A 12,685-nucleotide genomic window follows, 5' to 3' on the forward strand; every position below is an offset into this window, starting at 1 on the left:
TCCTCAACAAGATTTTCTTTCTCAACACTACTACCACTGGCAAAGGCAAGCAGGTCTTGGTTTAGAAACTCATCTGAATATGACAAACGACCCAACCAGTGATGATATCTATCAGATAGGAGGATAATTCTTATCAACTTTGATAGACATAAATTTCAGTTCGTCAGTGCTTCAGACGGGTTAGCTTGTCAATGTCAAGTAAGGTGATCTGGCTGCCATTAATGACAATAAGCCCCTCGTTTCGAAAGTCGCTTAAGATACGGATGACCGTCTCGGTAGAGGCTCCTACTAAATCTGACCAATTGTCCCGCGATAGAGTCATGGCGGTGGAGCTGTTGCCCATTGGTGTATCCGTTAAACCGTTGGCCTGAGGATGGTATTTTCGCTGAAACATCAGCAGTGCTTCAGCTACCCGTTTTCGCACAGATTGATAGGCCAGCTTCAGGAGTCGTTCCTGATGTTCGGCTACAGCACCGGTCAGTAGCCGGATGAATTGGTTGGCTACATCCTGATGGTGATAAATTAATTCAAGAAAGTCTCCTTTTGGAATAGTACAGATCTCAGCATCATCCAGAATCTCAGCGGTTTCTTCATATGGACCATCTTCCAGCAAGGTTATATAGCCCACAAAGTCGCCAGCGCCCAGCAGAGCGGTAATGTATTCATTCCCACCCTGGTCCGTTCGGAAAATCTTGACTTTGCCTTTGTCGATAAAGTATAATGATGTGGATGAGCTACCAGCGGTGAAAAGCGGCTGCTTCTTGTTATAGTGAGTTATGGGGTAATTTTCGCGCAGGCACTGATGAGCGTCGCCTTCGCTCATGATGGCGCGCGTTAATTTTTCGAGTCTCGCGGTGTTGGTAAGTATAGTGCCATGTTGATCACGCTCCCCTTTTTTGAGCCGTAACTCCACCGCATTGAGCAGAGTGAGGTCATCGAATGGCTTGGTTAAATAGTCATCCGCCCCTAAGTTCATCCCAAAACGAAAGTCAGCGGCATCGGCCTTTGCCGACAGAAACAGAAAGGGCGTCTCGGCTAAACCGGGATCATTACCCAAAATATGCAACACACCGTAACCATCTAGTTCAGGCATCATAATGTCGCATAGTATCAGGTCAGGACGGGTTTGGCGGGCCAGAGCAACACCCTGTTTACCATTTTCTGCCTGAACCACCTGATAGGGAGCTAACTCGAGAATCTCAGTTATATTACCCCGCATCTCGGCATTATCTTCAATGACTAAAATGGTTTTCATACAGGCGGCTGTGCGGGAAGAGAAGTTAGCGGAAGCTCAATGGTGAAGACGGTGCCTGAATTAACTTGGCTGGTGAAGGTAATCGTGCCGCCCAGCAGGTCTACATATCGCTTAACTATGTAAAGACCTAATCCTGTTCCCTGCACCTTGATGGCATTACGGGCCCGGAAGAAACTGATAAATAGATTGTCTTTATCAACATCGGGTATACCAATACCCTGGTCTTTGACCGTAATAACAAGCTGGTTGCGCTGAACTTTCGTCGTTAGCTCAATTTCTTTTTCTTCGGCCGAATACTTGCTGGCATTGACTAGTAGATTAACCAGAATATTTTTGAGCATCTGCCCGTCAATTGATACAGTCGATGGGCCTTCCAAGTGGTGATAGACCACATGCTGACCGGGTTTAATCACCATCTGCATGTCGTCGATGAACTCCTTGCAAAAAGTGACTATATCCACTGGATAGGGACGACCGTACAGGGTTTCCTGTTCCATCTGGCTAAGTGAAAGAAAGTCATTGAGCAGACCCGTCAGATTATTCACCGCCGATTTGATTTGCTGGACATGCCGCTCACGTTTATCTCTATCGCTGGCCCCGTTGTAGCGCCCGATTAAGGAAGCCGAAGAGAGAATGGTACCCATTGGGGTGCGAAATTCGTGGGAAGCCAGTGTAATAAAATTCGATTTCAGGTCATTTAATTCTCGTTCCCGAGACAGTAGCTGGGAACGTTCTATCTCGTTTTGCAAGCTTTGGGCCTTGGTTTGTTCACAAGCAGTCAGGGCGGCCTGAACCCGATTAAGTTCGACTGTTCGATCAGTTAGCTGACGGACCAGCGCGTGGTTAGCTTCTTGTAATTGACGCAAGAGACTCGCGGGATCTGTTTCCTCTTCCGACAGACCAGGTGGGGTAGTATTCATAGTTAAACTGAAAAATGGCCCCTACCCTACCGGTGTGGACGCATCGCTGTTGAGAAAAGCAATAACTCAGTCTACAGGTACTATTGACAGGATGGGAAGTTGGCGATTAAATGGCGTTTATCAAAACCGGTTGGGACTGGTAAGGGTCATGGTATGCCACTCCGTAGTTTACACCACGGCTGTATTTAAGAAACAGATTTTAATGGCCTGGGCAATCTGATTCATGTGGGACTGCGTCACAGGCTTTTGAATATATCCGTTGATACCGTGCTGATAGGCAGCGACCACCTGAGCGGGTTCGGCAGAGGTAGAAATCATTACGGCCGGGATATGGCGAAGAACCGGGTTGGCTTTAATTGCCGTCAGTGTTTCCAGGCCATTGACTTTAGGCATGTTCATATCAAGCAGTATTAAATGTACGGGCTGAGGAGATGGCTGCTGGCTCCAGGACTCCAGCATGGCCAGTAAGTCCCCGCCGTCTCCAGCTTCGATAATGGTGACTAATGGATCGACCTGCTTAAGGGCTTCATGCATAATGTATCGGTCGTCAGCATCATCATCAGCCATGTATATCACTTTGCCAGGAAAGTTCATTAAGTATGCAGGTGGGTTAACGTCTGTACCAGACAAGACAAAATTGAGTAGTAGTTAAAGATTTGTCAATGATGGATGTCAACATACAATATGATTGTTAACCGAATAGTCGACCTTTATCAACCCTTACGGCTCACTGGATAAATAAGTCAGTCGACGTTTTTAACTTGATAGATAGGCTAGTATCCTGTCTATAAGCGGCTACAACCAGTGAATAAGCCGCACGTTAGAGAATTGATACTTTGTCAAAAACAGGGGGCATGAGGTGGTCCGGCAATAATCATACGACTGGATGATGAATGTCATTACGGTTGCAAATCAACTGAACTACCTTCCCAAATTCGGCTCACTCGCTAAGCATTCGCGTTTAGATAGCCTGGTTAATAAAGGAGATACCCTAGCTGCAACGTCACTTATCTACTTAATTTTGTCGGCACTCTTGTCACTCACGAAGTCGTCAGGATGCTTTTGAAGGAAATTTTAATGTAATTATCTCATCTTCTTGTATCAATTTCTTTTCTAGCAAACGTAAGGACAATGAGGAGTGGCGAATAATATTTCAGATCAACGAATCAATTTTACAAACAGTTAAGTCCATGGCAAAGGGACCGAGTTAAAATCGTTTCTCTTGAGCGGCAGGCAAGTTACTATCGTATCCAACTAACTAGTCAGTTACATACCTCATTAAGCCTACATAAATCATAAGACAGCCATTGATAAACAAAGCGATTGATTGACTACGTACTGAGGGTAAAGCTAATAACCATTAGATCACCATCGATAGAGCGGTCCTGAACGATCATACCCGAATCTTCGTCATATAAGCGATCTCCAACTTGAGGCAACACCCCAAAGGCAGTATGAAATTTTTGGATACTATTGAAACAACTCTGGAGCCTGTCGATACAACTATGAATAACGAGGGGGTCTTCGTACCATTTGTCAAGTTTTGATAATTTCTTGACTTGCTGAAGCTTCTTTTCGGAAAACAAGAAGTGAATAACCCATCCCTTGATTACCCAATCCCGCTGAGAAATTGACTCAAAAATTGTCAATAGCTCTACATTCACTTTCCCTGGTATAGTGGCTTTCATAAGTGTATTATTAAAGGGTTTCGATCTGTAATTAATCAATTATCAAAACTGGTGAACTCTTTTAAAGGCTGCCTTTGATGGTACATTACTCGCCGTTTTCAAATCTGTCATGAACTCAAGTTGATCGAGATGGTTCATTTGGGGGACCTTAAAATGAGAATTTGGGCTTTCTATCCAGCAAATCTCAACGTTTTTTTAACTTCGCCCAGATCCTAGGTAACAACACTCCATTTACCTGTATATGGATTTCTGTACCCAAAAAAGTACAACCTTTTTTCCTAAACGCCTAAAATGCTCGTGTGAAACGTAGAGTAAAAATCTAAATTTTACAGACAATAAAAAAGGAAATTAAAGCAGGATAATTTTCAGAATCGTGGCTGGTGCGATTGTGGCGTTTTCAGTATTCTTTAAAAATCTGAGTTACTATTTGTACTTAATTTTCTCTAACCCTAGTAGCTCAGGTAATTGAAAAGGGGGCATAAACTCTTGTGTACACCCTTGTATGTTCCCAAATAGAATGATAATCTTGTTGTTTTCCGGTCGCAACCCTCAGGGTGAATTTCAAGCTTCAACTTTTGGTGGTCCAGACCTTGAATCAGGCTTTGACATTTTAACTAGTCTGGTTAATGAAGGCTGGCAGTTAAGCAAAGTAGAATTGGTAAACGGCTCACAAAAAACGATATCCTTGCCAGTTGAGATCTTCGATGGAAAGTCCTTTAGAGAACCATTAAAAAATCTAAAGCAGGAATGGGAAGATATTTTGTCACTTCCCCATTAACAGCTTCTTCTACGCAGTTACGATACGCTTTATCAGTATTCATGGCTTGGCTTACACTACTTATTCTAGATAGCAACCTTAGAGAAAAGGGTATTCAACTTTGACCTTCGATATAGCTAATTCCTCTCAATGCTTCGATTAAAACCGCCCCGTAACTTTTCTACCACTACTTATAAATAACTTTTTCTGGCTTCATCTAAATCCATCTCCGTCAAGATGCCCATCTGGCCCAGTGTGGCTAAGACCTCGATCGTATGTGCTCGAGCTACATCATCACCGGATGCACTGGTTTCAGCCTCACCATATACTACCTGATCGACGGCCTTCCGTAGTTGAGTAACGTTATCGAGGGCGAATACCTCACTAAACTGAGTGGTTTGATCCATCAGCTCGTCACTGGTAGGCAATGCATACTGTTTACGTTTTGCCATTAGCGTAACAAATTAAGTTTCTTTTACATAACTAGGAAAACATAGATTAGGTTAAAGGCATCAGCAATGCGGGCAAATAAAAAGGGGATGTTAGCGACCGGCTTAATAAGTTCAGATTTGCTATACACAGCTGCGTTATGTGTCTGAGGCTATTAAAGTCGATACTGCTTCTAGCTGATTATAGGGGGTAATAAACCGTCTATAATCTGCTTGAACTGTTCAATCTGATTTCTCCCTTCTTCAGGTACAACAGCTGGCAGTTGAGCATGAAGACGTGGCAACAATGAAGTAACATCCGACTGGTGTGAAAAAGATTGTAACAGAGTTAGTAATGATTCCGCACTCGTCAAATTACGGGTTAACACGTCCCTGTATACCGTCTTTTCGGTTGTAGAGAGCGCCGTTGACTCCAGAAAATGAGCGGCAAAGTTGATGGCGCTAAAGCAATTCATCAGGTCATGAGCAAGTGTACGGAACTTGTCGTCTTGCTCCCTGCCTACATCGACTATCTGATCGGTTTGTCGGGGTTGTTGCTCCATACCCAGATATTGTTCAAGCATTAAGGCTAGTTATAACAGTGGCTGGTTCAGTTAAACAAGTTGCCAATGCTAAACCAATTAACCAAATTTCTTCAACAGGAATCTATCCAAGGGACTTACTCAAAAAAATGCTGGACCTATCTTCAGTGTTGCAATCTTGTCATAATTTTAACTAATATTTTCGTAACCAGCTAGTTAATACTTGGAAAGTCAATTCGGATGGGAACCGTTCCTGTACTTCGAATCCATTTAATGGTGTCATGTCAAGATCCAAAATGATCAGATCTAAAAGCATCAGATCTAAAAGCATGCCATCTGTCTTTTAGAACGGGTAAGATAATTTATACCCTGGCCACTTTTGCTAAGAAGTAGCTACATAACAGCGTGATCTTGTAGGCCGGCCTTTAACTCGTTAGTCATTCATTAAGTTGGCAGCCTTTTAACGCTCTAACGCTGGATGAATTAGTCCTCAAATGTGTTGCTACGACCGCATTAAAAGTACTTGACCGTCGTTTCAGGCAATCGCCAGCCGAAAATAAAAAGCCGCTCCAGGCCTCACTTCCGGGAGCAGTCCGATCTGGCCACCCATTGACTGTATAAACTCTTTGGAAATTGCCAGACCAAGACCCGTTCCGCTGGGAGATCCATTGAGTCCAGGTGCTTTAAAGTAGCGATCAAAGACCCGGTCACGATACTCTTCCTGTAAACCGGGGCCATAGTCGCGCACCGAGAACTCAATTTGATCACCAACCTGACGGGTCGTTAGATCGATTGATGACTCACTGGGGCTATGCCGGATGGCATTGGACAAAAAGTTAATTAGTACCCAGGAGGCTTTGTCCGGATCGGCTTTCACAAAGGGAAGATTAGGAGGTATAGTTAAGGCGAACTGAATGTGTTTCTGCTCGGCCTGTGTTTTTAGAGCGCTAATCGCTACGTTTAGTAGTTCGGCTGGATTTACGGACTGAATCTGAAGTTGAATTTGCCCGGATTCGACCTGCGCCATATTCAGTAACTCCCCGGTTAGGCGTAACAAGCGATCTGCACTTTCCTCCACGTTGCCCACCAACTCCTGTTGCTCCTCATTTAGTGAGCCAAGCCGCTTATCGGCTAAGAGTTTCAAGCTCATTTTGATGGCGGATATGGGCGTTTTTAATTCATGGGAAACCGTCGCAATAAAATTGGTTTTGGCCAGGTCCAGTTCCTTGTACGAGGTGATGTTCTGTAGCACAATCACATATCCGGCATGAACGGTTTGCGTCTCACCCGTGGGCGTTACTTCAACGGCGTGAATCTGTTTGGCATAGTAGTTTTCCTTCCCTTTTCCATTTGCATCGGGATCATAAATTTTTAGCAGATTACTGGTTCCATCGGAAGGAAGCTGGCCGGCTGGCCGTGATTCTTCACTGATCGGATCGGCCATAATATCCTGAATCAGCGTACGCAGTAAGTCATTCGAGGTGGCTACGTCCGGCGCATACTTACCAACAAATTGCTGTCTGTCTGTGCCAAGTAGTCGTTCGGCAACCGGATTGATGAACAGGATTCGACGTTTCTCATCTAATCCAATAATGCCATCGGGCATGATCTGTAGCAGCGTATCGATTCGTTTCTTTTCAAACAGAACCCTGGCCAGGCTGGAGTGCTCGTACTCATCCAGTTTTTGGGCCATGGAGTTAAACGAACTGGCCAGTTCTCCAAACTCATCGCTTGACTTAAAGTGCAGCCGCTCCTCAAAATTGCGGCTGGCAATCTGTTTAATACCCCGCGTTAAGTCCCTAAGTGGACCCGCAATGTAGCTGGGAATGTTGATGACGAAGGAAAACACAACCAAAAAACACAGTGTACCAATTGCCCCTAGCCAAACCAGCGCATTCTTGGCCGTTTGCTCGGCTATTTTACTCTTTCGCGCAATGGCCTGCCGGTTCAGGTCATCGATGGTAAATAAATGCTGACGAATTCGATTAATGGCCATTCTGTCGGTAGTACCACTCCGCAGTCGATTAAATTCCCGTCGTACGGCACTCGCAGCGTCCTGCTCGCCCACCTCTGTCACGTTAGCTTCTTCTTTCTTCAGGTTGGCATCAAAATCAGGTAAGGCATCCGGATCATCGAGTGTATTCAAGGCCTTTTGCATGTTGCTAACAAACTCCAGCGAAATGTAATTATCTTTCAGGATTGCCTGCGAATCAAGGGATAACCGGTTCAGATAGAAGGCACCTAATCCCCCTAGCACCAAAATTATGCTAAAGAGAAAGACAAGCGAGAGCGATATTTTGGCTTTAAGCGTCATCGTTACGAGAGAATAATTAAGTCAGTATCCGACTCGGAGAGCCGGTTGAGAAGCTGGTTGAAGGCAAACGTGCGCAAAATAATCTGAAGCAGGTTGAAATGGGGTTTACCAATGCAGACCGTCGTCACCTTCCGCTTTTGAACCTCCTCCATTATGCAGCTCACCACGTTGGGGCCCTTTGCCTGAATAACTTCGGCCCCCAATTCGGTAGCTAGTTTCAGGTTATTGATCAGATGCCGTTGCAGGTCCAGTCGGATGCGGTCCGGGGCTTCGGCAGGCGTTTGGACATACAACACATACCAACGCGAATTGAAGTAAGCCGCCAGCCGGGCTGTTTTGCGAATAACCCGACGGGCAATATCCGGATTCGAGCTGATACTCGCTAAGAACCGTTCCGACTTAGCCTGTAGGTTGGTCGGAACGGTCGTCTCAATCTTGCGTTCAACGGCGGTAGCCACTTCGCGTAGGGCCAGTTCACGAAGTTGCAGAATCTTCTCAGTTTGAAAAAAATTTGTTAGGGCCGTGGCGACCTTAGCCTGATCATAGATTTTCCCTTCTTTCAGCCGGTTGATCAGCTCATCGGCCGTCAGGTCAATGTTGACCACCTCATCGGCCAGGTGAAGCACCCGGTCAGGCACGCGCTCGGTGACGTCGATGCCCGTAATTTCGTTCACTTCATCATATAAACTCTCGATGTGCTGGATATTAACCGCCGAGATCACATTGATACCCGCATCCAGAATCTCTAACACGTCCTGCCAGCGTTTCTCATTTTTAGAACCGGGAATATTGGTGTGGGCCAGTTCATCAACAATGGCTAGTTCAGGATGGATATTGATGATGGTCTGTACATCCATTTCAGCCAGCTCACGCCCCTTATAAAATAGGGTTCTGCGGGGAATAAGCGGCAATCCGTCAATCAATGCGTGGGTTTCTGCCCGGTTGTGGGTTTCAATAAAGCCAATTTTCACATCGATGCCATTGCGAAGAAGCGCATGGGCTTCCTGCAACATGCGGTATGACTTACCTACGCCCGCGCTCATGCCGATATAGATCTTAAATTTCCCTCGCCTTGACTCCTGAATGAGCCGGAGAAATTGGTCGGCGGACTGGTCGCGGTCGTCGGTCATCATAAAGTAAGGTTACAGCGAAACACAAAGAAAAGAATTACGGATTACCTCCCCGTATAGCTGCGTAACATACAAGTTAAAAACTTATAGCTAGACTGGTTGTCAGTGACGTATTGGTTTTACCAAGGCTATTATTTGTTTCAAAAATGGCGTCTTTGCTGGTATATACCTTCCCTTCGATTCGGAACAGGGCATTGGGCAAAATAGCGTAATCGTAGTTTAGTGAATAGCCGAAGGTCTGGAAACCGTTAGCCGTTCCGGTCCCAATAATGACACCGTTTTTGTCGTTGTAATACTCGATGCGGCCAGCCACATAGCTTTTATCACTGGTAGCCAGCCGGGCAATCACGACGGGTGAATACCATACGTAAGAACCGTTACCGACTCGCCGATCACCGCTGATGATTGGTTTGCGGTCTGCTCCAATGTCAAAGCCCAAAATCACCCCGAACTTGCCGGTTGGGTTAATGATAGCGTAGAAATTATTGAAGAAGCGACCCTGTTTGAGCGAGTCCGGTCGGTCGGAGCCAACGAACGTACTCCAGTTTAGCGTTAGCTTCGAAGAAGGTCGATACTGCACCTGGGTGCTGACCGACGGGCCGCTATAGCCCGGTAATTTAGCCACCCGCTGCCACCCGTTAAGCACCGATCCGAGGAGCGTCCATTTACCATTCGGCGTGTTATAGGTAAGTTTCGCCCCAGATAGATAATACGGAGAATTTTCGGCCAGAATACTCCGGGTTAATGTCCAGCAGTCTTTCGAAATGGCACTTTCAAAACCAATGTGCGAAGAGAAAATTCCAGCATCAAGCCACAACTCCTTCGTTTTACTCAGTTTAACCCCGGCGTTGGCTTCAAAAATGTTTTTCACCAAAGCCTGCTCAGCGGCATAATTGTACTGGCCGTATGTACCGACCTGGATGGCCAGGTTTCCCCGGACACGCTCGCTGGTATAAGCCGCTTTGACAAACGCCAGATTGATATTTACTTCCCGGTTTCGCTTGTGGTTATACAAAAAGCCGGGGCGTTCCTGCGCGGTTTTGGGCGCGGTGAAGTCGTGACTGTAGTAGGCTTCGATATAGCCGGAAACCATCAATCCGGTTGTTGGTGCAGTAGCGGTTGACGGTTGGCTCAAAACGGTCAGCGCTTGGGTTGTATCTGTGGACTGGGCAATAGATGCAGTAAAAGCACCGGCCACAAAAGCAGATGTGATTAGAAAATTATTCATGTTTATGGTTTTGTTGTACTCCGTATTTAATATGTCAGGCAATGGCGCTCACCTTAAAATAACCCAATGCCTCATTGGGTCAGGTACTCGGCAATAGGCCCAATGGCCAAAGCGGGAAAGAGACACAAGGCACCGATGATCAGGATGACGGCCGTTAATAACAGCCCGAACGTCCACGATTCGGTGGGCAATACTCCCGATGTTGGGGGTATGTATTGCTTAGCATATAGAATGCCGCCAATGGCCAGCGGCCCGATAATGGGAATGAATCGCCCAAAAAGCATGACAAACGCCGTTGACAGATTCCAGAAGGGGGTGTTGTCGCCCAGGCCCTCGAAACCCGACCCGTTGCCAGCCGCCGATGAGACGTATTCATAAAGTATTGTCGTAAAGCCGTGAGAGCCGGGCGGTTGGTCGTTTCCGTTACTCAGCCAGCCGATGGCAGGGTTTGCGTTCTTAATCGCCACTGCTAAACCGGTCGCACCAATGTAGAGCAGCGGCATACTAACAATCACAAATGACGCGATCTGAATCTCGGGCAAACTCACTTTCTTACCCAGCAGTTCGGGCGTTCGACCGATCATCAGGCTACCGATGAAAATAGCAAGAATGATGTAAAGAAACATATAGAGAAAGCCGGTGCCAACGCCACCGTAGAAGGCATCTACCTGCATGCCCAGTAGCATGAACACCCCCGACAGGGGCGTATAGCTGTCGTGCATGGAAGTCAGAGTACCGGCTGGAATCACCACATTTACCCCGCACCAGAAAGCGGAAGCCAAGGTACCAAACCGCATTTCCTTTCCTTCCAAACTCCCCGCCGACTGGTCGATGCCCAGTTGACTAATCGCTACGTTGCCCCCCAGTTCCTGCTGAATTGTTGGGATAGTTAGAACTAACCAGCAACCTGTCATGATCGTAAACAGGATGATCGCTAACTTCCGGCGGTTCAGGAAATACCCCAGAAAGACGACAAACGCCAGTGGCAGCAGAAACACATTGATTAGGTTGATGATATAGCTAACAAAGGACGGATTCTCAAATGGATGCGCCGTATTCGCCCCGAAAAAGCCGCCCCCGTTAGAACCCAAGTGTTTAATGGGCAACATGGCCGCTACTGGTCCACTAGCTATCGTTTGTGCCGCTCCTTGTAAAGTTGTGATGACCCGATACGGTTCAAACGTCATTGGAACCCCCGCTAGCATCAATCCAATGGCACCCAGCAATGACAAAGGCAGAAACACCCGCGTAATGGACTGGACAAAATCCTGATAGAAGTTACCCACGCTCACGCTGGCTTTTCCCTGCAACGAACGCACCACCGCTACGCCAACCGCCAAACTCGTTCCGGCTGACACGAACTGTAGAAACGTCAGCACGGCCATCTGGGTAAAATAGGTGGCTCCGCTTTCGCCCGAATAGTGCTGTAAATTCGTACTGGTCAGAAAGCTGATCGCCGTATTAAGTGCTAGTGTCCACTCCATCGACGGAATGCTCTGCTGATTCCAAATTGGAATGACGGCCTGCACCAGCAACAAAACGAAAGCGTACACCAGCCATATCCCATTGATTGTCAGTATAGCCACCACGTACTGCCGCCAATTCATTGGTTTCGTTGGGTCAATGCCCCCAATCCGGTATATTAATCGCTCTAGTGGAGCCAGGAAGTCCAACGCATTTCTCTCTCCCTTGAAAACGCGGCTCATATATCGACCAACCAGGATCGCCAAACCGACGGCAATGCTAAAGAGCAATCCAAGCCCAATACCTTGCGTAATCATAATAATGATTGACTACTGTTCAATCCAGTTAAGAAGTTTACTTAAGTTGGTCGAGGGCTATATTTAGCGCTAGCACATTCACTTTAGCCGGTCCGAACACACCCAGTAACGGGCCTTCGGTTTGCTGGTCAACCAACTGAGTCAGTTTATCAGCGGGTAATCCACGTACTTTAGCAATCCGGGCCACCTGAACCTGCGCCCCGGCGGGCGATAGATCAGGGTCCAGACCAGACCCTGAGGCCGTTACCAGTTCAGCCGGTATAGCTTCTTTCCGAACGCCCGGGTTGTGTACCAGAAACGTATCAATACGGGCCTGAACGGCTTTCAGATAATCCGGGTTCGATGGTCCTTTGTTAGAACCCGCTGACCCGGCTGCGTTGTAATCTACTGCCGAAGGGCGACTGTAGAAATACCGATCTTCGGTAAATTTCTGCCCAATTAACTTGTAGCCAACGACTTTGCCGTTGACAGAAACCGTTTCGCCTTTACCGCTACCGGGGGCAAAACGGGCAATACCGGCTACTACCAAGGGATAAATGACAACTAATAACACCAGCATCACTAACGTCAGACGAATGGGGGGTCCAATATGCGTTTTCATGTTTTTACTTCTGTTTTTGAGGTGATTTGGATCCTGAAATC

The 12,685-nt window shown here is 46.7% G+C and carries 12 protein-coding genes; 1 reads left to right on the forward strand and 11 read right to left on the reverse strand.

All coding sequences use genetic code 11. The annotated features are described in order from the left end of the window. Positions 1 to 163 precede the first annotated feature (163 nt). From ACFS25_RS31250 to ACFS25_RS31265, 4 genes are all read right to left on the reverse strand, one after another. Entirely contained in the window at positions 164 to 1,255 is a 1,092-nt protein-coding gene (locus tag ACFS25_RS31250) for a response regulator (protein ID WP_381509064.1), read from the reverse strand. Beyond that, the gene (locus ACFS25_RS31255; protein ID WP_381509066.1) at positions 1,252 to 2,175 is read right to left on the reverse strand and encodes a sensor histidine kinase; all 924 of its coding nucleotides are present in this window, start codon (positions 2,173 to 2,175) and stop codon (positions 1,252 to 1,254) included. The genes ACFS25_RS31250 and ACFS25_RS31255 overlap by 4 nt, the downstream gene beginning before the upstream one ends. A gap of 168 nt (positions 2,176 to 2,343) precedes the next feature. Continuing rightward, entirely contained in the window at positions 2,344 to 2,769 is a 426-nt protein-coding gene (locus tag ACFS25_RS31260) for a response regulator (RefSeq protein ID WP_381509068.1), read from the reverse strand. 737 nt (positions 2,770 to 3,506) lie between these two features. Continuing rightward, complete coding sequence (locus tag ACFS25_RS31265; protein WP_381509069.1) at positions 3,507 to 3,863, reverse strand: hypothetical protein; 357 nt, start codon at positions 3,861 to 3,863, stop codon at positions 3,507 to 3,509. Positions 3,864 to 4,365: 502 nt separating this feature from the next. Here ACFS25_RS31265 and ACFS25_RS31270 point away from each other — a divergent pair. Further along, positions 4,366 to 4,641 (forward strand): hypothetical protein, encoded by a 276-nt coding sequence (locus ACFS25_RS31270; RefSeq protein WP_381509071.1) that lies wholly within the window; start codon positions 4,366 to 4,368, stop codon positions 4,639 to 4,641. A 170-nt stretch (positions 4,642 to 4,811) separates the two neighbouring features. Here ACFS25_RS31270 and ACFS25_RS31275 read toward each other — a convergent pair whose 3' ends face one another. The 7 genes from ACFS25_RS31275 to ACFS25_RS31305 all read right to left on the reverse strand — a co-directional run bounded on the left by ACFS25_RS31275 (position 4,812) and on the right by ACFS25_RS31305 (position 12,644). Further along, a complete protein-coding gene (locus tag ACFS25_RS31275) occupies positions 4,812 to 5,072 on the reverse strand; it encodes a hypothetical protein (RefSeq protein ID WP_381509073.1) in 261 nt (86 codons plus the stop codon). Positions 5,073 to 5,242: 170 nt separating this feature from the next. Further along, positions 5,243 to 5,632 (reverse strand): hypothetical protein, encoded by a 390-nt coding sequence (locus ACFS25_RS31280; RefSeq protein ID WP_381509075.1) that lies wholly within the window; start codon positions 5,630 to 5,632, stop codon positions 5,243 to 5,245. A gap of 493 nt (positions 5,633 to 6,125) precedes the next feature. Continuing rightward, positions 6,126 to 7,904 (reverse strand): ATP-binding protein, encoded by a 1,779-nt coding sequence (locus ACFS25_RS31285; protein WP_381509077.1) that lies wholly within the window; start codon positions 7,902 to 7,904, stop codon positions 6,126 to 6,128. Positions 7,905 to 7,906: 2 nt separating this feature from the next. Next, positions 7,907 to 9,037 (reverse strand): sensor protein KdpD, encoded by a 1,131-nt coding sequence (locus ACFS25_RS31290; RefSeq protein WP_381509079.1) that lies wholly within the window; start codon positions 9,035 to 9,037, stop codon positions 7,907 to 7,909. Positions 9,038 to 9,110: 73 nt separating this feature from the next. Then, complete coding sequence (locus tag ACFS25_RS31295; RefSeq protein ID WP_381509081.1) at positions 9,111 to 10,262, reverse strand: porin; 1,152 nt, start codon at positions 10,260 to 10,262, stop codon at positions 9,111 to 9,113. Positions 10,263 to 10,333: 71 nt separating this feature from the next. Beyond that, complete coding sequence (kdpA, locus tag ACFS25_RS31300) at positions 10,334 to 12,043, reverse strand: potassium-transporting ATPase subunit KdpA (protein ID WP_381509082.1); 1,710 nt, start codon at positions 12,041 to 12,043, stop codon at positions 10,334 to 10,336. A 37-nt stretch (positions 12,044 to 12,080) separates the two neighbouring features. Next, positions 12,081 to 12,644 (reverse strand): K(+)-transporting ATPase subunit C, encoded by a 564-nt coding sequence (locus tag ACFS25_RS31305; RefSeq protein WP_381509084.1) that lies wholly within the window; start codon positions 12,642 to 12,644, stop codon positions 12,081 to 12,083. Positions 12,645 to 12,685 lie beyond the last annotated feature (41 nt).

The sequence above is a fragment of the Spirosoma flavum genome (assembly GCF_042686045.1).
GTDB classification, from domain to species: domain Bacteria; phylum Bacteroidota; class Bacteroidia; order Cytophagales; family Spirosomataceae; genus Spirosoma; species Spirosoma flavum.